The organism is Bacteroides sp. AM07-18, assembly GCF_003602695.1.
Taxonomy (GTDB): Bacteria; Bacteroidota; Bacteroidia; order Bacteroidales; family Bacteroidaceae; genus Bacteroides; species Bacteroides uniformis.
This window is the reverse complement of record NZ_QTLM01000017.1, coordinates 59,727-78,135: the sequence shown is the minus strand read 5'-3', so window position 1 is coordinate 78,135 and position 18,409 is coordinate 59,727. Positions and strand designations below refer to the sequence as shown.

The following is an 18,409-nucleotide window of genomic DNA, read 5'->3' as shown; positions in this document are numbered from 1 at the left end:
GGTTATAAGTCATTGAAAGCCCGGTTGATGGTGCTGGCTATCGGACGGGCCATTTCCTTGCTGTTGTCGGGTTTGGGTGTGCTGGCCAGTTTGACATCTCCCAGTGTCTTTGTGCTGCCTTCCATCCCGAAAATCTTTTGTACGGCTATCAGTGTGTTGGCTTGCACACCCGTTTCACGCATCCGGGTAAGGTCTTCTTGAGTGAGCCGGTACCCTTCTTTCTGTATCTCTTGGATGACATGAAAGTTGTCGGTCTGTGCGGCATCCAACAGACGTGCGGCCTGCCTTTCATGTTCGCCCTGTTCTTCCGGCTTGGTGCCGAACAGCTGGATGACTTCATGGGTTTGCCTTTCATCCAGACCGTGTTCCTTACCGATTCCTTTGATAAACTCTTCACTGGGTTTATATCCTTCCTCTTTGAGCTTCCCGATTTTTTCAAAGTCATGTTTGCCCACCGCTTCCTTAAACTCGGCTTCCATATTGCGCCCCTCTTCGTGTTTTTGCTCTTTTGCAGCTTCTATGTTGGCCGCATGGGCTTCCAGTTTGGGGGTCATGGCCTTGATCAGCTCTTGTGCCTTGCCGGGAGTGATACTCTGTATGTTCTGTATCATGACTCCTTTCCTGTCATCCGTCAGTTGGATGTCGGCAATGAAGTAGCCTTCCGGACTGTGCAGCAGCTTGTTCTCCAGTGCATGGCCGTTGGCGAGCAGGTATTTGTCGGCTTTGGTTAACTTGTAGCCGCCATATTCGCTGGTCTGCCCGATGATGTCGGGAATCTTGATTTCCTGGTTGGTGCGCAGGATGACGGAGTTCAGATCCCGGTCAACTTGCAGCAGGATGTCCTTCTTATTTACGGTGATGGGTACGATGTCACCGGCAAGCAGCTGTTCTTTCTCTTTCTTGCCCAACTTCTTTCCCAGCACCTTGTCCGGGATAACCAACGCCTCTTTGCGGTAGAATACGGAGATTCCGTCATCGTTGAAACGGAGCTTCCCCGGTTTGCCGTGTATCTCCATCAAATCAGACATGACACCCTTTTCCAGCTTGGTGCCTTTCCCGTCGAGGATGTTCCCTTGCTTGTAGGCGTATTCATAGAGCGACTGTCCGGTGTAGCATACCTTCAGGCGATGGTCGATGACGGTAAAGCCGTCCTTGTCATGTCCCTTCAGGTTCTCCCACCGCTTGATGCTGATGCCATCCTTCTCCAGCTCGGCGACATATTTAGGATCATTGGCACGTTCCTTGTCAAAAAGGGCGGATACACGTTCTTTTGATTGGTCACGAAGGCTTTCATCGTACTTTGCTCCGGCTTTTTCCCTGATTTCGCTTACGCTCATGCTCAGCTCTTCCCCGTCTTTGCGGAACCGGAAATATCCGTCCCGGTATTCGGTCTGATAGCCCAGTGATTCGGCGATGCCGCCGAACTGTCCCACGTTGTCGAACATATAGGTGTCTAATGCTTCTCTCAGTTTCATGGCTGTGGCTTGTATAAGGGTTCTGCGGAAAGGATGTATTCGTTCAACACGGCCAGCTTGATGTGCCGCCCGCCGTTTCGCTCGTAAATCTCGATCTCGAATACCTTATCATCGGGTATCGTGAATTTGTCGAAACCAAGTATCAGCCGGTTCCGGCTCTTGCCCTTGATTTTCGTATCAAAATCTTTCTGATAGATAGGTTCGATGGTCGTTTCTTGCTGGATGGCGTTCTTGCTCTTCTTTTGGTCACGCTGGAAACATTTGACAAACTCGATGTCGTAGTCGATGTATGATTTGTTTTTCAGGTCAAAGATGAAAAACATGAAGTCCTCATGCACATACAGATTGGCCATTGACAACTCAAACTTGTTCTCGATGACCCCCAGGCTGTAGATGTTGCGCTTCTTGGTGCGCAGCTCTTGGATGCATCTTTCCATTTCCTCGCTGTTCACATCCACATGGGCGGTATATTTGCGCTGGTCATCAAAATTGTAGGTGAATACGGAGGTATTGCCCCGTTTGATGGTGATGTGGTAAGTGTTCATGGCCTTATCCACCACAAACAGGTTGGAATATGCCACGGCATCTTTGGCGGTTGATACTTTCAACTGGTTGTTGTAGGCGGCCAGAGTGAAGGACACCTCGTTGCCGGGCGTTCCGTAAGCGATGTCCTCCGGAAAGAAGAACTCGGCCAGATGGAGGTCGCTGACTTCTGCCTGATAGTCATGGTGCTGCCATTTCCCGTTGTCCTCGTAAATGTTCGGGTACGAATCCGTGCCGCCTTCGGGAAGGTAGCGGATGTGATAGGTGTAAACGCTTCCGTCGATGCAGACTACGGTCAGGTTGGTCTCTTCGGTGAATCCTTCCGCTTGCGCCGAGAGCCTGACGATATGGGGCGCCTCTTCTACCCGGCTGGCCATGACAAGCTCCTGTTCGCCGATGGCGATATCAGATACTTGCACAGGAAATACCAGGTGTTTCACACAGTCGAAAGAGATAAAGATGTCTTTTTGGCTGATGGCTTGTTTCCGGGGAGTGCCGTTTTCCTGAGCGAAGAGCGGCAGACTGCACACAAAGCAGTAAAACAGTAGATAAATATATTTCTTCATGTTGTCGATATGTTAAACGGTTCTTGAAAAAAAGGCGGTGAATACGGTAATGCCCCATAGAAGAAGCAGGGTAATGCCGAAAGAAACGGTCAGCGGACGGATTTCTTTAAAGGCTCGTCCGTTCCGGCGTGATACGTAGATCCGATAGCCGAAAAAGACCGCTGACAGCGCAAGCAGGTAATTGAGAATGTCTATCATAATTTGTCTATCAATGTTTGAAGGGGATGATTTTTCTTGTTCGTTTTCTCTTGTTCCATTTGCTCATAGAGCTTCTGTAACTCCGCTTGCACGGCTTGCCTACGCAACTTCGATTCCTGACTCTCTTCTTGGATATACATTTCGTAGTTGGACTTGAGATGTACCTTCACTTGTGAGAGGCTCATGTTCAAGATTTGCTTGGCTACCTGGGTGGTGGCGTTGACTACGCTGGTCACTTCGCTGGCCATCGTGCCGATGGAAGAGAGCGGCATGTCAATGTTCTGTACAAGACCTTGTTCCATACGCTTGGCTGCACTGGCTTTCAGGTTATTGGGCAGGTTCAAACCTTCCATGGCATCATTGTCGAAGACAACCACCGATACGGGATTGAGGTTGTCTCCTACCTTCAGGTTGCTGACTACCACATCGAGGCGGTTGGCTCCCAAAGTGGCGATACCGTAAAACAGCGTGTTGGCCGGTATCTTCATGCCGGATAGGGTTACGTCCTGAAGCAACCGCATCCGTACCGTACTGCCCGTGACTACGGTCTGGTCGCCGTGGATGCAAGCCCTGAAGAGGTTGCTGTTTCCCGGTGCGGAGGTCGGTTGGCGGCGTACCCGCTTGCCGTTTTCGGCATGGTAGATCGGGCCTTTTTGCATCAGGCTGTCGGCGGATGGATGGCCGGAAGGGTTGGCAGCGGCTTTCTCCGTTTTTCCCTCTTGGTCATAATTGACAATCCGTTCATACATGCGCTTGCGGTATTTGTCGGATTCTTCCAGTTCCTTGCGGATGCGTGAGTTCTTCTTGGCTTCCCGGATAATCTCGTTGAGCGCCTGCTCGTCCTCCAGTCCGTCCAGTTGGCTTTCCAGCTGATGAGAGAAGCGTCCGTTCCGGCCACCTCCGTATTCTGCCATGACTTCGCTGTACGGATCGTTCTGCATACGGCGGATGCGCTCCAGTGTGGCACGGTCATACCGCTCCTGCTGGTTTTGCAGCTCGAAGTAAAAATCAGATCCTTTGACCTGAGACTCTTTCAGGATGCGTGCCTTCTCCTGCTCTTCCAGTTTGTCCTGCTTATAGGCTTCCATCTTGTCGTTCACCTTGTCGGCCATTTCCGACTGTGGTTCCAAAAAGGCTTGCGAGGCGGCCTGTCTGTCACTCCCTGACGGCACGTTCCCGTCCTCACGGATGAAGAATACATAAAGGAAGAGGATGCCCAGGATTACCGGGATGGCCATCAACAGCTTGTTCTTGTCTTTGATAAGTTTATTCGGTTCCATGGTCGGTTGGTTTAGAGGTTTCTGACTGGTTTTCATTCTTGCCCGGAGAAGCTGCCTGCGATGTGTTGGTGCCGTTGCTTTCCACGGGTTCGGAATAGCGGACAATCCAATCTTCTATCTTGGCTCCGTGCGCATTTTCCTCGCTGCGGGACAGCATATCATAGATGGTGAACTCCGCTTCGATATTACGTGAGATGCTTCCCCGTGCCCGGTACCCGGTCTGCGTGAAGATTATCTTTCCGGAAACGGGTATCGTTTGTGTGTTAATCTCTACATCCTTGATGCGTACCCCGTAACGGATATTCTTTTGTATGAGTGAGTTCAGCATATTCACATCGTTGTACTCGTTCAACAGCTCCTTCCCCTTGTTGCCTATGAGGTTGAGCGCAAGCGAAATGTTCTTCTCGTAGCTGCTCTCGTCAAAGGCATACCAGTGGGTTACGAAGGTCTTTACATGGTTCATGTATTCGTATTGCCGCATATCGCTGGCAGACAGGCTGCTTGCCTCATAGACTTCTCCCTGCCTGTCGATGACGAGAGCCTGGCCGTATGCTTTTTCTATTTTGTTGATAAGGAAGATGATACTGCTGGCAAAAGCGATAGTCAGAATGATGCAGTACCCGGCTGAAAGCCGGATAGTCAGCTTGACCGCATCATCTGCTCCTTTGAATTTCATCAGATTCATAGTTCTATTTTTTATTGTTGTCGTTTATGAAACTTGCCCCGATAGAGGCGGCACCGCCTACGTTGGTCAGCTTGCCGCCTGCCGCTGCGCCTCCCATCAGGGCGATGGTGGCCGCCGTGGTGACGATTGACACGGTTTTCGAAATGATTTTCCCGGCATCGCTGTGTCCTACGATTTTGGAGGATAGCCAGAAACAGCTGCAATAAGCACCAATCAGGGCGAGATCCATTCCTAAATATTGTATCTGCTGCGTAGCTGCGTCCACCATGTCGGCACTTTCCGTATAGATGGCCTTGAAGGTCTGCCATATGATTTGGTTCAGAATATTGATGACGGTGAATACCATACAGGCGGAGCAGAGCGTACCGAACCAGATACTCAACTGTTTCTGAAAGACCGGCAACATGCTTACGGCAAAGACAAACGGGCCGAGAATGACCAGTAGCTTGACAATGACCACGCCGATACCCAAGATGACTACTTGTATGATTCCTACCAATAGGGCGGAAATGCCATGAAGCACAAGGGTGGCGAGGTTGGCGGGGTTGAGCAGCTGCACAATCTTCTCCACGCTGGAGCGTACACCGGTCATTTCGTCCTCTTCCATCTTTTTATCCAGTTCGTGCTGCATGGCGCCGGTGCTGTCTTCTCCGGCTGCTACCTCCGACTGGAGGCTGTGTTTGTCGTATTCGGCAATCATCTCTCCTTGTTCGATGGCTGATTGTGCCATGAACTGGGCAAATTCCTGCGCACGCTCGGAGGTCAGCGAGGTGGCTTCGTTGATTACTTCCATCGTGCCTACGATGGTTTGGGCGATGGGGGTGTATATGCTTAGGCAGAAGAACAGTACCAGGCAACGGGCGATTTCCATCATGTCGGGAAATTTGTCCTCATTCGGGCTTAACAGCTGGCTGGCTCCGTGATAGAGATAGTTGTATGCTAGGTTGCAGATAAAGCAGATGACACCAACACCGAAGGCGATGACTGTCATTTGCGAAACGAGTTCCATCGTCAGACCGTCCGTGATCTGAAGTCCCCAGAGAAAATTATCTTGATTCATAACGCTTTAATTGGTGTGTCGTGTGAAAGCGGCCAACCGTCCCTGGTAATAGGTCTTCCGGTTATGCCCCTTCATGGATTTGTAAATGACCGTGGAACGCACGGATTCGTTAAACTCACGCATCTCTTCGGCGGCTTTTTCCACCGATTCCTTCACCTGCTCGATAAAGGACATGCGCCCTTCCGAGTTCATCGAGAAGTAACTGGTCACGGTGGCCACCTTGAACAGCAGGTCGGTACTCAGGCTCAGATTGACGGTCACACGCTGAAAGTTGAGAAATTTCAGGCAGTGGTAATTCGATCCTACGTTCAGGTAAAAGCTGTAGTCGCTGCTCAGGCAGGCTACGTCGTCCAGCAGGTCGGCAAGCTCTTTCAATGATTTGAGTTCCTTCAACTGGTCGATCTTTTGCAGGCCGAGCCGCAGTTCCTGGGCATCGATCATTTCATTGATTTGTGTAACCCATTTCTTGACATTGGCGATCCATTCCGTTGAGTTCAGCAGGGTGTGGCCGGGATCATGCACGACGAACTGGGCATGAACACTGCCGGTTCCCATCAGCCCTATCGAGGCGGCAAGTCCGAGTATGAGAATGATTCTTTTCATGACGGTTATTTGTTGGTGATGAATAATAGGGTGAATATGACACATACCAGCCAGGCTGTCAGATAGCTCTTGGCATTTTCCTTTTTCGTGGCGAGTGCCCATACCACGAAAATGAGCGCAACGCCCAAAAGTGCGGCGGCAATGCTTCCGGCAAGATTGTATGCGCTGCCGTTGAAGTCGGTTGACCAGCCTAGAAGGGCGGTCAGCCCTTGGGTGGCGTCATCCATACTTTTTCCTCCTTTCCTCCAGATAGCGGTTGATGGCCGTATAGGTCGAGCCGCTTTCGTTGAACAACTGCTTCAGTCGTACTACTGTCGCCTGGCGCGAATCGAAGGCTACGGCGGCGAAGTCGGACACCTCGTTGCGGAAGATGAAGGCATCGTTCGACATCTTGATGAAAAACTCTCTCCAGCGTTCCGTGCGCTGCAACGACTCGATCATATAGGCCTCTTCGTCCGTGATGGAAAGCACGGCTTTCACTTCCGGCAGGTTCTGCCGGTGTTCTGAATGGTCGAGGATAATCTTGGTCGCGCAGTTGATGATGATGGAGTCCTTGATACTGGACGGCATGTTTTTCAAAAACAGGATGTTCTGTGCGGCCAGCGTGATGCTTCCCTCCTTTTTACGGAAGGTTCGGTACAGGTAGGCGATGAAGTCTCCGAATTTCTCGTCTTGCAGGAAGTCGAGTGCTTCGTCGATGATTAGCTCTTTGGCAAACCCCTGGCGTTTCTTGATTTTATCCACGATCATTTGCAGGGTGATGATGGCAACGAGTGGAAAGTACTCTTTCTTAGAGGCATCTTCCATATCGAAGGCTATCAGCCGGTCATGCACGATATCCACGTTCTCGGTAGCGTTCAGCAGGAATGACAGCTCTCCGTCCGTATAGGGTTCCAGTAAAAGCAACAGCTCCTCTATCTCGAATTTCTGTTTCTCAAACTCGGTCATCCGTTTGCTGAACACTTCCTTCAGATAAGCCCGGTAAGTTATCAGCGTCGGGAAGATACGCTCATGCTTCTCTCCTATTGAAGAATTGTTCACATAGTCGTAAAATCCGATGACGGATTTCCTGAGAATGGCGTTTTCGGCAGGCAGCATGGGTTCACGTACCTTCCAAATGTAGCTGATAATGGCGACGATGGTCTTTATCTGGTCATCGGCAGACTCGGCATCCGTGGTGTCGATGTACAGGTATTTGCCGTTCTTGTCACGGTCACACAAGAAGGGGTTGAACGCAAATTTCTTCTGCTCGGTAGAGTCGAAGTATTTGCCCCGGTTCAAGGCTATCATCGAGCGGTAAGAGCCGCCGATGTCAATGATCATCACATCCCGGCCCAGCTCATAGCTTTGCAGGATGTAATTGTTCAGCCAGAAAGATTTACCGGAACCGGACGGGCCGATAACGATGCGGTTCTTGTTGTTCAGCGCCGGATAATCCCAGAGGTTTATCTTGGCGGGAGTACCGAAACGGTCATGGTAGATATGCCCTTTCTCGTCCGAAAGGTACATCCCCTCTTTTTGCAGATAGCAGATGGCCTGCTTGGTCGTGTTGACGAAGCCCCGGTAATTGGCCCTGGCATTGCCGGGTATGTTGCAGAAGAACAGGTTGCACAGCTCGGCGTTCTCCACATAGCACGAACTTTGGTTCATAAAGCTGAAGCCTTGCTGTACCAGTGCGGTTTTCCGCATGAGCGAGGTGCGGTCTGTATCGTTCAGCACGACATTGAAGGCGGTATAGGCGGTCTGGTAGTCGAACTGGGTAATCTCATCGCAGAAGGCTGCCTGCTCGCGTTGCTTCTCTGCCGCCGGAGGGTAGAAGTTGGTGATGTAGTTCAGCGCGTCTTTCTCCGCACCGATGGCCGTTACGGTGGCATCTGGATCGGTTATCTCTATCACGATGTTTACGATGTGGTTGAACGGCAGGCCAAGTCCTACGGGGTACAGCATCGAGCATTTGCTCCGTATGCTGTCCGGTATCTCTATGTTTCCCCCGTATGCCTTCGACTTGCCGGTGTGCGGCACGGCCAGTTCCTGAAGATGCTCGCCTTCGTTGGTCAGCGAAAGGATGGAAACGTGCTGCTGCCCTATTTTCATGCTTCCGCTTTCACTGACAGCCATAGGGTTGACGCTCTTCTGCGTGGCATCGTTTTCCGGTGTCTCGTAAGAGAGGTTGACGTAGTCGTAGATGGCGTTGTTCAGTTCCGTATCATCCATCTTGCGTATCTCAAACTGCTGGATGGACGACAAACCGTTCTCAAAGTTCATCAGAAAGGCTTCCATTTCTGTCAGCCGTTGCTGATATTCCTTATAAGGTTGCTTGAACGGGTAGTGCAGCTTTCGCATCAGCGAGGTGCCCGATGCGCTTTTGCGTATCTTACCGTTTCGGCTGCCGTTCGTGAACGTCACATACAGGTTGGTGTAACTGTTCAGTATCTCCTTGCCGTTGAAATGACGGTTGTTCTCCGCTATCAGGGCATTGGAAGAGTATTCTGCATGATGGTATCGCCCCGTATAGTAGAAATTCTGCTGATGGATGACCGTGCCTGCCGGAAGCAGCTTCAAAAGAGCCTCCAACCGCTCATGGATGTATTGCGCCTCGCTTTCCGACAAGGTGAACACTTCGGGCAGAAGCAGCCGGTAGCCGACGGTGATGTCACCGTTCCCGTTGATGACGGCGTTCTCCGTGATGGTCTGGATAGGCAAGACACTTTCCAGATCCACGGATTTGTCCTTCACCTCTATCTCTGTCTGCCGGATATACAGCAGAGCAATCAGCAGGCACAGCGCACAGATTAGCAGGGATATGAGTATGATGATTCCTATCATGGTTGCTGTTTTAGGATGAATTTGAAAATCTGCCGTTTGTCCGTTATCTGCCGGGGGGTGGCGTTCTTGATCCGGAGGCCGGTCAGGTAGTCCGGGTTACCGGCCTTGTGTTCCTTTTTCAAGGTTTGGAACAGCAGACCGGATAGAAACAGAATGGCGGAAATGATTCCGATGATGAGTATCGGGTGCAGCTGCTTGAATATGCTCACGATGATGATGATGGCCGTCAGCAGCATGAAGATGGCGAACTGTCCCGATGACAGACCGAAGAACTTGATCGGCTTGTTGATTTTACGCATGGTTCTCATGGCTCTTCGTTTTTAGATAATCAGGAAGGCTACCATGATGACTACCACGGCGATGATCCAGCCGAGCAGGTATTCCTTGGCATGGGGATTGTTCGTGGCAAGCGAATAGATGACAAAGACCAGAGCGATGCCGAGTACCGCCGCCAAAATGTATTTGGCTACGTCCAGAATGGTGTCCGCACCCTCTTTGGCTTTGTCTGTCACTTCGGATAGGCTGTTAATCTTCAGGCCGCTTTGTGCCTCCGCCACTTGTGCCGTTCCCAACAGCGTGAAGAATATGAGAAAGGTGAAGATAACCTTTCCATAGCGGTTAATGACTTGGTTCGCTTTTTCTCTTACATTTTCGATTGCTTTCATTTTGTTCCTATTTTTTAATTAAACATGAATCGTTTTCAGTCTCTCCCATTGCACATCCTTATACTTGATGGATATGGGCTCTTCTTTCGGCTGTTCCGGCAGTGGTTTGCCTGAGTAGTAGTAGGCTCTTCCATGCAGGTACATATCGGCTATCTCGGCAGCCAATTCCTCTTCTTCCAGCTCAGGCTGAAATACCACGCAGATGACCGGACAGGCTCTCTCCTGCCCTTCCTTGCGCACCGCCTCCCTTATCGGCTTCTCTTTCTCCTTTCCGGAAGAAAGTGCTTTCTTCTTTTTCCGAAAGTAAAAGTGAAGCGTGACACAGGCGAGTATGGCAACCAGTATCAAATCCACTACGTTCATAAGAGTTGCCAGATAATGAGCCAAGTGACCAATGCCGTGATATAGGTGATGATGGCCTCTTTGGTGCGCTCGTGGTTGCTTATCAGCTTTTTAAGTACCGCTAGTCCGGCACATAGAAAGCCTACCCCTATCAGCATGGCGCCTATTTCACGGTATAAGGAGATCAGGCCGGATACATTTGTATCGGCTAACAATATGATAATAAGCATGGTGATATGATTTGTCGGTTAGTAGAGCAGTATCTTTATTCCTACGTTCCAGACAGTGTTCCACTTGTCAATGGATAGGGGATTCCAATGTTGTTGTATGCGGGCAAGCAATGCCGTTCGGGGCAGGATGAATACTTCCAGTTCCGTTTCCAGTTTCGGGCCGATGATGAAGTTGTATTCCTTATCGGGGTGGCGGACGTATTCTGTACCGATGAATCCTCCCAGGCCGATGCCCCAGTAAACGGATTTCAGGTTGCAGGCCAGGGTTCTGTAATAACCGCCGTCCACAAAAAAGTCCTTACCCTTGTCATGTATCGTTTCGGGAATCGTTTCTTCCGGGTTCAAGGTAGAGACTTGCGGTAGGTTGGCTGTATATTCGTAAGGTTTCTCAAAATAGCTAAACCCGGCTTTCCAATAGCTTGTCCGGTTGATGTATCTGGAAAAGGACAGGTTGTAATAGTTGCCTGCATTGCCGAACAGGTTAGTGCCGTAGTTCAATTCAAGTGCCGGGATGTTCTCATAATGGCGTTGCGCAAAAGCGCTTACGGTGCATAACAGCAGGCTAAGGCTGATAGCAGTCAGTCTGATGTGTTCCATGGGAATTACTCTTTAGGTTATTAATGTTATATATTTTTCTATTTGTCTCATACGGTGTTTCCAATTTACGCGGATTCCTGTCGGCAGAACCGAATCAAGGTGCTTATCGCGTTGTTTTCGCTCCAAACATATAGATTATATACGGGAGGACAAATTTTATGAAGGGCTTTTAAAGGGCCTTTCGTGTTTATTTAATGTGCATTAAAAAATACATGTGCCGTAAACCGGCAGGTGTGGAATAATTCTACAGAAAAAAGCCGGATAGGATTAGTTGTGTAAAACTGTCCTGCCCGGCTTATAGGGTTTGGTTTATATGCGCTTTCGGATGTTGCTCAATGCTTGTGGCGTGATGCCGATATAACTTGCTATGTCTTTTAAGGGTATTGAACGTAACAGCCATTTTTCATTGGCCAAAAGCGCTTTGTAACGCGCTTCGGCATCCAGTGTGTAAAACTCCTCTTCCCTTATTATTTTGCGGTTGATGGATCTTACCAAATGTATTCTGGCCAGCTTGTTGAAATTGATGGATAACTCATATAGCTGATGAAGATCTTTTTTGGGCAATCTCCAGATCTTGCATGGCTCCAATGCCTTGATATTGTAGTGGGCATGGTGTTCTTCATGTGAAAGGAAAAAATTGATGAACTCTTTGGCTTGGATAAACCGTGCTGAAATCTCTCTATTCTCTTTGTCCGGAAACCATAACCGGACGATGCCGGATTCCAGATAATAGAGGTAGCATACTTCCTCGCCCCTGGTGACGAGGTGTTCTCCCTTTTTGATATGGATAAGCTCGAAATGAGCATCAAGATACGCCTTTTCTTCGTCTGTCATCCGCACGTGAAGATGGGCGCCCATTACCATGAGCGTCTCATCTATCAGGGTGGCAATTGTTTGAACCATTGAATTTGTTTTATGTTTATATAAGGGTACGGAAACGTACCCTCTAACATGGACGTGGCGTTCCAACAACAAAGGCACGCCCCGTACCAGTTTCATACTGGTACAGGCATGCGCCTGTTGTTGTTAATTCCTTAACGATAGATGCCACTCTTTTGTTAGACAGACGGACGTATGTAAAAAGCGGGCTGCCAATTTTCTGACAATCCGCTGCAAAGATACTATTTTATGGTTTTTGTTCCAACTTTTAGGGATTTAAGTTGACGGCAAGGTCTTCTGGACGAATGCCTACTACCTTTATATAGATATCCCGGTAGATGTTCTCCTTAATCTCCTTGTCCTCTTCAGAATAAAGCCATGCGGTAAATTCATGATAATATTCGCCGGTTCCCAATTTAAAGAAATCCTTATATTGATAATGTCTGCTCACGGGAATGCCTTTCTTGTTTAACAAGAAGCATGATTTAAGCGCATCGTGATATTGCGAGGTCAGTATCGCCTTTATCTTTTCGTCGAAATATTCCAATGTTTCCTGGTCAAAGAAAAACTGTACGGTGTAGGGCCACTTCTCCCCTTTTCCTTTGATGTACTGGTATTGGAATTTGGTTCTCTCCAGCTTTTTGTTGATACCGTTTAAGATGCTGGTCACCTTCTTCTTCCGGTCATGGTTGTCCTTTACCGTTACATCAAATTCCTTGGCAAGTTGGTCAACCGTAACGGTGAAATAAGGTGCTTGTCCTTGGTCAATCTTATACTTGATCAGGTAAATCATTTTCGCCAGGTTCAGATAAAACTTGCGGTAGCCTTTGCGGTTGGGCAGGTTACGGTAGTCTTTCAGTTCCAGCAGATTGTATTCGGTAAGCAAAGTATTCATCAGATCTTTGCTCAGATGCACGTTGTAATTCCGCTTGGTGCGCTTTTTCGTGCCGAAGTTATCCTTTATCTCAAAGCGGTCCAGTATTTGAATGAACTTATATTGCGTCTTGCCGTTCATGGCGTATGCTACACTGAGGTTGGATGTCCCTAAACGGTATAACGCCGCTTCAAAGGTGTTCTCTATCGGATGCTCTATCTTTTGGCCGTTCTGTTCGGTGATATATACCGGACGTTGGTTGCTGAACAGGAAATCAAGCTGCTTCTCGGTCAGTTTTCGTTGCAACTTGGTTCGTTCATACCCCATGACCTCACAAAAATCGTTGATGGAGAACCAGCAGTCGCCGAACAGATCTTTCATTTGTGAAGATGCCACGTAAATGATAATGTCAGACATGACAGTGCCGCCTGCATCAAATAGAACTTCCAATACTTTCGTGTTGGAAGACTCGCTGAGAGTCCTGGGGACTCTGCTCAACTCTTTTTGTGTATTACTTTCCTTCATAGGCGGACACTTGTTGTTTACTGATGCAAAGATACGTTTTTTTACGGAGATAGTGAATCTAACTCCCTATAAATGAAGATTCCAAAGCATTTTTTTCGTGCTGTTTCTTGATTTAGTTGTGTAAAAGTGTCCCGACTACGGCTGTTTCCGATCCCCCAGTTGTGTAAAAGTGTCCCGAATGGCCGGTTTAGTTGTGCAGAAGTGTCCCGGATTCCTGATTTAGTTGTGTAAAAGTGTCCCGAATGCAGATTCTAGTTGTGTAAAAGTATCCCGACTTTCCTGTTCAGTTGTGCAGAAGTGTCCCGAATAGTCGGTTAGTTGTGCAGAAGTGTCCCGGTTACGAGAAGATGCCAGTAAGTGCTAACTTGCAATAATATAGTTGATTATACGGAAAACCTCCCTTATTAGTTGTGTAAAAGTGTCCCACAAATACTTAAATCCCTAAAAACCTAAATAAAACGAAGAAATGATTTTGTTACCGTATTCTTACTTTCGGAAAAAATTTTGAGGTGGAAACAAGTAGAGGTTTGAATTCTTTAACATATTGTCCAGGATAATAGGCAAAGGGATTTTTCCGCAGTTGTGTAAAAGTGTCCCGGTTCAATGCCGGCCTTCACTAAAACGGTGTGCAAAAATAACGCCTGCCCGACGGATGCAGTCGAACAGGCGTATATATTTTTCCGAAAGTAGAATCAGATGCTCATATACTTCTTCAGTATCGCTTGAATCTCCTTGTTATGGCTGGTCAATATGTCTTCAAGAATGTTGTTTGCGATGTTGTGCATTCCTAATCCAGTGGCCATAGCAATCTGCTTCAGCTTTCTGTGGGTTTCGCTGGATATCCGGATTACTTCGGTGTTCTTTAATTTTCGCTCTTCCAGATATTCCGAGAATTTTTTTCCGCAGACTTTGCTTTCTTCTGTTTTTGGAGAAGACTGCACGGAAGGTTTGGATTCCGGCTTTTCCATTTGTTCCGGCTGAGGTTCTTGGACGGTTTCTTTGACTGGAGCCGATTCTTTCACCTCTTCATGGATGGGGTGCTCAATCGCAGGTTGGGGGATAGTGCTTTCCGCAACACTTCCGATCTGCTGGATTTCCTGCTCTTTCTTACTGGCGCTTTGCAGCAAGAGTTTTCTCATGGCGGCTGATGATGTCCTTTCTTTGTTGGTTGCCATAGCTTTATTCTCCTATATGGTTACAGATTAATTCCAATACCTCTTCACAGAAAGCATCACAGGGATGATGGTACGCTTTACTCAGCGTACTTAAATTGCGTTGATAGTCAACCCTTGAATCCTTGATGTAGTTTTGCATCAACTCGAAAGGCAAGGTTTTTTTATTTTTCAAAATTTCTTTGAACTCCAGCACATTCGGAAGAACACGGTTCATAACACCACGCACGGTAGTCTTTTTACCAATCTTTCGACGGCTTTCGATAATCCCTTCATAGATGTTATAGTAAAAGGTCAATGTAGGTCTTAAATCGGTCTGGTTCGGTTCGAAGGGAATGATGATCACGTCAACGAAGTGCAGCGTTTCAACTACACCGTTTTGTTTCAGGTTACCCGGAAAATCGACAAGTATAATGTCGTAATTGTCCTGAAGGAAATCCAGTTGGTTGATGAACTCTGAGGAAGAGATATTGATAACCTCATATTCTTCTTCCTTTTTCATGATTCCGTCCTCGGCTTCGTCCTCACGTAATTTTCCGATAGTGTTCTGCATGTCGTCGATATCCACCACGGCAATGGATAAGCCCCCCTCTTCGTTTGACTGCGAATGAATATAACCTGCAAACAAAGCTGTCAGCGTAGACTTCCCTACCCCGCCCTTGGGATTCTCAAAAGCTACGACTACTCCTGGTAATATTTGTCCCATAATGTACGTTTTTAAGTATGTGCGCAAATATATAAATAATAAATTAAATAATTGCATACTTTTATAATTAATTTATTATACACTTTTTTACTTAATTGTATAAGTAATTACATATATAAATATAAATATAAATATGTACATACTTAATCTTATAATTAAGTATGTATGTTCATACTTTGTAATAATATAATTAGTAATTATGTATTTTGTAACTAATGGCTTTCCGTTCGCCTGTTACAATGTGCGTAGTTACTTTGTAACAAAGTGAGCGGTTAATCTGGATTAAGAAATCAAGACTTTTGTCTGGTTTTGTTTCACAGCTGAGTATTATTGTATATCTTTGCTAATGCAAGGTATGTTTTTGTGGGTACAAAAAACCTTGCGACAGCCGAGCTGCCGACCAATGTTCGTTACACTCACATACTCTGTATATATGAAAGAGAATCGAGATATAAGTATAAAGATCCGCTTGACGGAAGCCGAGAAAGAACAGCTTCTTCAACGTTCAAAGGAAGAGGGAAAATCCCTTTCTTCCTTTATCAGAGAGTCTGCCTTGAAAGGCAGAAGCATATCGAAAACCGATGTGCAAATGATATATGAACTTCGTAAAATAGGAGCCAATATCAACCAGCTTGCCAAACATATCAATACGCTTCCGTCCGATGAAAATATATTGTATTCATTGGATCGGATTAACCAATACCTTTCGGATGTAGAAACCATTAACCGGAAATTGTTATGATAGCCGAGATACAACCTTCTTTCTCATCCCACCTGTCCATGAGCCGGAAAATTGAATACCAGCTTTCCAAGGTCAAGGAAGGAAACGGAAAAGTGCTTTACACCTCCACTGGTGACGAACTGGCCGCCATGCCAGCCTACATGAAACTTATCTCCCAGTTGAATGACCGGGTGAAACTACCTTATGCGGAATTTATTCTGAGCCTCTATCCGGGAGAAAGCCTTTCCGATGAACAGTGGCTTTCTCTTGCCGGGGAATATATCGAGAGGATGGGGTACGGAAAGTCCTGTTATGCCGTTGTCCTAAATACCGACAAGGCACACAGCCATGTGCATGTGCTGCTGACCACAATTGATGAAGAAGGCAAAAGCATTCCTTCCGGAAATAATTACAGCCGTTCCGAAAAGATCTCAAGGGAACTGGAGCAGAAGTACGGTCTGTTGCCTTTGGAAAGGGAAGGAGGCAAGAGAACCACGTTGGGAGAGGCGCAATACCGTAACTATTATTTCGATGCGGCCTTGAAGAAAGCCATGCGTAGTTATAATTACAAGGATAAGGTATCGGCTGTCCTGGAACAATCCGATACATACCGGTCTTTGAATAAACCCTTGCAAGAAATAAAATTGGCCAATGAAGAATGGCGTGTCCTATTGGGGGATGAAAGCTATGACAACCTTTTCGCATTGCTGGAAAAAGGAGGTTTTTTCAACCCCTTGTTCAAGGATGAACTGTTACAACAGCTTGACCGCATCTACTCTTTTTCCGAAAGTACATCCGATTTCCGAAGGAACCTGGAACAAGAAGGATTGTATATGCGTCTGGTCACCAAGAAGGACAAATCCTATTATGTCTATGGCATCAAGGATTCAGGCTTTTACCTGAAGGACGTTTCACTTCCTCAGAAATATCGTTTTGGTAATATTCGTTTTGATGGCCGGGGCATGAGCGCCGATGAACAGAAGCATTATCTCTATGACCATGTGTTTAAGGCATTGAACGCTTCTTTAGGCTATGAGGATTTTAAGAAAAGGTTGGCGGAAGAATCGATCCGTGTGACGGAACATGTAAACAGCAAAGGCGCATACGGGATTTCCTTTTATATGGAAAACGTGGAAAATGCTCATGTCTTTAAAGGTGCGGATCTTTCCCGTAAGCTCACTTATCAGAATATCCAGAAGCATTTCGATGGTGTGGCTGTCGGTCTCTCGCCACATATCGATAGGGTAGGGGAGTTCCGTGAGCGGGTGGATCGTGAGGCTTTCTATATGCAGGGTGGGGGAGTTATGGCCATTCCGGAACTTGACATTACCGGCAGCGGGAAGAAGTCGCAAGAGGATGATCTCATACCGTCCAAAAAGAAACGGAAACGCAAGAGTGGTCCCGATTTCTCATTATGATGAATACTAACTTAATATATTTGCTTTATGAATTATCAGACCGTTTTACAGAATTATCATCCCACTGAACAGGGGGATTTCATGTTGAGATATGAGATAGGTGGCCGGGGATATGTCGTTTACTCACCGGAGAAGGATGCGTTGTCTTGTATTGAATTACATGGCTTTTCCGAGCTTACTCCTTGGCAATTGGCTTTTGTTCTTTCCTTGGATATGCAGCAGATGAAAGAACAGGACGAGCTTTCTCTCTTCGTATGTTGTAAGCGAGAAAAGCTCTTGTCTTATCTTTTCGATGTGGAGGAAAGCGAAACCGTCTTGAAGACAAAGCACGTGTCCGGTTGGCAGGGCTATCTGATGATGGATATCCATAAGCCGGACAGGGTACGGAACGTGTTCCAGTTCCATCCGGAAACGAAAGAAGCCCGTTTGGTCTTTGATAACCGTTTATGTGTCGCTTCCCTTCGTGAGAAAGAAAAAGGAAAGCTCATCCATCTCTGTTGGAGTCCTTCTGTCTTTGCTGCCATCGATAAGGGAGGAGAGCGTACCGCACCGGCTTATCTGTTGGCTTCTGATGCTGCCTTGTTGCATGGGTATGCCATGAAACAGATTGCGGAATGCTTTGCCGGTACACCGGTTGAAGAACGGGTTATCGGTATTCATGTAGGGGATAATGTCTATGAGGCCTTGTCTTTTGTGTGCTATTACGTCCGTAACGTGCAGGATGAATATTTGGTTATTCCTGAGCGGAAAGATGGGATGGTGATTCTTGAAACCCCGAAATGGAATCCGATACGCCAGGCTAACTTCGTGGCTTCACTGAACAAGATGGCGGTTGACCAGGCGAAGAAACGCTATCCGGAAATGGAGGTTCCGAATGAACGGCCATTCACGTGCCTCTCTTTTGCCCGGAAGTCTTTCGTCTATTTCCCGGATCTGAAGGTGTATCAGGAGGTGTTCTTGAAGATGTATTTGGGGTTGGTGAGGTTACAGGAGGTGCATTTGCTGGGGTAAGGAACAATTGCAGTGCTGCTTATAAAATAGTGG

General features: G+C 47.3%; 21 protein-coding genes. 3 read left to right on the top strand and 18 right to left on the bottom strand.

Annotation, left to right across the window (positions count from 1 at the left end; genetic code table 11):
* Positions 1–2: 2 nt before the first annotated feature.
* The 18 genes from DW096_RS16750 to DW096_RS16665 all read right to left on the bottom strand — a co-directional run bounded on the left by DW096_RS16750 (position 3) and on the right by DW096_RS16665 (position 15,226).
* Positions 3–1,475, bottom strand: coding sequence for a DUF3945 domain-containing protein (locus tag DW096_RS16750; RefSeq protein WP_005868895.1), 1,473 nt, complete (start codon positions 1,473–1,475; stop codon positions 3–5).
* Complete coding sequence (locus DW096_RS16745; protein ID WP_005868893.1) at positions 1,472–2,584, bottom strand: DUF4138 domain-containing protein; 1,113 nt, start codon at positions 2,582–2,584, stop codon at positions 1,472–1,474. Before DW096_RS16745 ends, DW096_RS16750 begins: the two co-directional genes overlap by 4 nt.
* Positions 2,585–2,596: 12 nt before the next feature.
* A complete protein-coding gene (locus DW096_RS16740) occupies positions 2,597–2,782 on the bottom strand; it encodes a hypothetical protein (protein ID WP_007564699.1) in 186 nt (61 codons plus the stop codon).
* Positions 2,779–4,062 (bottom strand): conjugative transposon protein TraM, encoded by a 1,284-nt coding sequence (traM, locus tag DW096_RS16735; RefSeq protein WP_005868892.1) that lies wholly within the window; start codon positions 4,060–4,062, stop codon positions 2,779–2,781. The genes DW096_RS16740 and traM overlap by 4 nt, the downstream gene beginning before the upstream one ends.
* Complete coding sequence (locus tag DW096_RS16730; RefSeq protein ID WP_005868891.1) at positions 4,049–4,747, bottom strand: hypothetical protein; 699 nt, start codon at positions 4,745–4,747, stop codon at positions 4,049–4,051. Before DW096_RS16730 ends, traM begins: the two co-directional genes overlap by 14 nt.
* Positions 4,748–4,751: 4 nt before the next feature.
* Positions 4,752–5,807, bottom strand: a complete 1,056-nt coding sequence (locus DW096_RS16725) for a hypothetical protein (protein ID WP_005868890.1) — start codon at positions 5,805–5,807, stop codon at positions 4,752–4,754.
* Between the two features lie 6 nt (positions 5,808–5,813).
* On the bottom strand, positions 5,814–6,410 hold the full coding sequence (locus tag DW096_RS16720; RefSeq protein ID WP_005868889.1) for a hypothetical protein: 597 nt from the start codon (positions 6,408–6,410) through the stop codon (positions 5,814–5,816).
* Between the two features lie 5 nt (positions 6,411–6,415).
* Complete coding sequence (locus tag DW096_RS16715; protein WP_005868888.1) at positions 6,416–6,637, bottom strand: hypothetical protein; 222 nt, start codon at positions 6,635–6,637, stop codon at positions 6,416–6,418.
* The gene (locus DW096_RS16710; RefSeq protein WP_005868887.1) at positions 6,630–9,236 is read right to left on the bottom strand and encodes a TraG family conjugative transposon ATPase; all 2,607 of its coding nucleotides are present in this window, start codon (positions 9,234–9,236) and stop codon (positions 6,630–6,632) included. The genes DW096_RS16715 and DW096_RS16710 overlap by 8 nt, the downstream gene beginning before the upstream one ends.
* A complete protein-coding gene (locus DW096_RS16705; RefSeq protein ID WP_005868885.1) occupies positions 9,233–9,544 on the bottom strand; it encodes a hypothetical protein in 312 nt (103 codons plus the stop codon). Before DW096_RS16705 ends, DW096_RS16710 begins: the two co-directional genes overlap by 4 nt.
* Positions 9,545–9,556: 12 nt before the next feature.
* A complete protein-coding gene (locus tag DW096_RS16700) occupies positions 9,557–9,901 on the bottom strand; it encodes a hypothetical protein (protein ID WP_005868883.1) in 345 nt (114 codons plus the stop codon).
* A gap of 18 nt (positions 9,902–9,919) precedes the next feature.
* Positions 9,920–10,264, bottom strand: a complete 345-nt coding sequence (locus DW096_RS16695; protein WP_005868881.1) for a hypothetical protein — start codon at positions 10,262–10,264, stop codon at positions 9,920–9,922.
* Entirely contained in the window at positions 10,261–10,473 is a 213-nt protein-coding gene (locus DW096_RS16690) for a hypothetical protein (RefSeq protein WP_005868879.1), read from the bottom strand. Before DW096_RS16690 ends, DW096_RS16695 begins: the two co-directional genes overlap by 4 nt.
* An 18-nt stretch (positions 10,474–10,491) precedes the next feature.
* Positions 10,492–11,070, bottom strand: a complete 579-nt coding sequence (locus tag DW096_RS16685; protein WP_005868877.1) for a conjugal transfer protein TraO — start codon at positions 11,068–11,070, stop codon at positions 10,492–10,494.
* A gap of 309 nt (positions 11,071–11,379) precedes the next feature.
* On the bottom strand, positions 11,380–11,973 hold the full coding sequence (locus tag DW096_RS16680) for a Crp/Fnr family transcriptional regulator (RefSeq protein ID WP_005868875.1): 594 nt from the start codon (positions 11,971–11,973) through the stop codon (positions 11,380–11,382).
* A gap of 244 nt (positions 11,974–12,217) precedes the next feature.
* Positions 12,218–13,348 carry a hypothetical protein gene (locus DW096_RS16675; protein WP_005868874.1) on the bottom strand — a complete coding sequence of 377 codons (1,131 nt, stop codon included), beginning with the start codon at positions 13,346–13,348 and terminating at the stop codon, positions 12,218–12,220.
* Positions 13,349–14,040: 692 nt separating this feature from the next.
* Entirely contained in the window at positions 14,041–14,523 is a 483-nt protein-coding gene (locus DW096_RS16670; protein ID WP_005868873.1) for a DUF3408 domain-containing protein, read from the bottom strand.
* A gap of 4 nt (positions 14,524–14,527) precedes the next feature.
* Complete coding sequence (locus tag DW096_RS16665; protein WP_005868872.1) at positions 14,528–15,226, bottom strand: ParA family protein; 699 nt, start codon at positions 15,224–15,226, stop codon at positions 14,528–14,530.
* Positions 15,227–15,629: 403 nt separating this feature from the next.
* On the opposite strand from DW096_RS16665, the gene mobC reads away from it, so the two are divergent.
* Genes mobC through DW096_RS16650 form a run of 3 tightly spaced genes read left to right on the top strand, consistent with a single transcriptional unit; the run spans position 15,630 to position 18,376 of the window.
* Positions 15,630–15,968: a plasmid mobilization relaxosome protein MobC gene (mobC, locus tag DW096_RS16660; RefSeq protein ID WP_008770294.1), complete on the top strand. Its 339-nt coding sequence runs from the start codon at positions 15,630–15,632 to the stop codon at positions 15,966–15,968.
* Positions 15,965–17,365, top strand: a complete 1,401-nt coding sequence (locus tag DW096_RS16655) for a relaxase/mobilization nuclease domain-containing protein (protein WP_005868870.1) — start codon at positions 15,965–15,967, stop codon at positions 17,363–17,365. The genes mobC and DW096_RS16655 overlap by 4 nt, the downstream gene beginning before the upstream one ends.
* 27 nt (positions 17,366–17,392) lie before the next feature.
* The gene (locus DW096_RS16650) at positions 17,393–18,376 is read left to right on the top strand and encodes a hypothetical protein (RefSeq protein WP_005868869.1); all 984 of its coding nucleotides are present in this window, start codon (positions 17,393–17,395) and stop codon (positions 18,374–18,376) included.
* The last annotated feature ends 33 nt before the right edge of the window (positions 18,377–18,409 follow it).

What these genes read in the sequence shown, in the direction of transcription:
- DW096_RS16750 (WP_005868895.1), bottom strand. Translation starts at nt 1,475, where the DNA reads ATGAAACTGAGAGAAGCATTAGACACCTATATGTTCGACAACGTGGGA.
- DW096_RS16745 (WP_005868893.1), bottom strand. Translation starts at nt 2,584, where the DNA reads ATGAAGAAATATATTTATCTACTGTTTTACTGCTTTGTGTGCAGTCTG.
- DW096_RS16740 (WP_007564699.1), bottom strand. Translation starts at nt 2,782, where the DNA reads ATGATAGACATTCTCAATTACCTGCTTGCGCTGTCAGCGGTCTTTTTC.
- traM (WP_005868892.1), bottom strand. Translation starts at nt 4,062, where the DNA reads ATGGAACCGAATAAACTTATCAAAGACAAGAACAAGCTGTTGATGGCC.
- DW096_RS16730 (WP_005868891.1), bottom strand. Translation starts at nt 4,747, where the DNA reads ATGAATCTGATGAAATTCAAAGGAGCAGATGATGCGGTCAAGCTGACT.
- DW096_RS16725 (WP_005868890.1), bottom strand. Translation starts at nt 5,807, where the DNA reads ATGAATCAAGATAATTTTCTCTGGGGACTTCAGATCACGGACGGTCTG.
- DW096_RS16720 (WP_005868889.1), bottom strand. Translation starts at nt 6,410, where the DNA reads ATGAAAAGAATCATTCTCATACTCGGACTTGCCGCCTCGATAGGGCTG.
- DW096_RS16715 (WP_005868888.1), bottom strand. Translation starts at nt 6,637, where the DNA reads ATGGATGACGCCACCCAAGGGCTGACCGCCCTTCTAGGCTGGTCAACC.
- DW096_RS16710 (WP_005868887.1), bottom strand. Translation starts at nt 9,236, where the DNA reads ATGATAGGAATCATCATACTCATATCCCTGCTAATCTGTGCGCTGTGC.
- DW096_RS16705 (WP_005868885.1), bottom strand. Translation starts at nt 9,544, where the DNA reads ATGAGAACCATGCGTAAAATCAACAAGCCGATCAAGTTCTTCGGTCTG.
- DW096_RS16700 (WP_005868883.1), bottom strand. Translation starts at nt 9,901, where the DNA reads ATGAAAGCAATCGAAAATGTAAGAGAAAAAGCGAACCAAGTCATTAAC.
- DW096_RS16695 (WP_005868881.1), bottom strand. Translation starts at nt 10,264, where the DNA reads ATGAACGTAGTGGATTTGATACTGGTTGCCATACTCGCCTGTGTCACG.
- DW096_RS16690 (WP_005868879.1), bottom strand. Translation starts at nt 10,473, where the DNA reads ATGCTTATTATCATATTGTTAGCCGATACAAATGTATCCGGCCTGATC.
- DW096_RS16685 (WP_005868877.1), bottom strand. Translation starts at nt 11,070, where the DNA reads ATGGAACACATCAGACTGACTGCTATCAGCCTTAGCCTGCTGTTATGC.
- DW096_RS16680 (WP_005868875.1), bottom strand. Translation starts at nt 11,973, where the DNA reads ATGGTTCAAACAATTGCCACCCTGATAGATGAGACGCTCATGGTAATG.
- DW096_RS16675 (WP_005868874.1), bottom strand. Translation starts at nt 13,348, where the DNA reads ATGAAGGAAAGTAATACACAAAAAGAGTTGAGCAGAGTCCCCAGGACT.
- DW096_RS16670 (WP_005868873.1), bottom strand. Translation starts at nt 14,523, where the DNA reads ATGGCAACCAACAAAGAAAGGACATCATCAGCCGCCATGAGAAAACTC.
- DW096_RS16665 (WP_005868872.1), bottom strand. Translation starts at nt 15,226, where the DNA reads ATGGGACAAATATTACCAGGAGTAGTCGTAGCTTTTGAGAATCCCAAG.
- mobC (WP_008770294.1), top strand. Translation starts at nt 15,630, where the DNA reads ATGTTCGTTACACTCACATACTCTGTATATATGAAAGAGAATCGAGAT.
- DW096_RS16655 (WP_005868870.1), top strand. Translation starts at nt 15,965, where the DNA reads ATGATAGCCGAGATACAACCTTCTTTCTCATCCCACCTGTCCATGAGC.
- DW096_RS16650 (WP_005868869.1), top strand. Translation starts at nt 17,393, where the DNA reads ATGAATTATCAGACCGTTTTACAGAATTATCATCCCACTGAACAGGGG.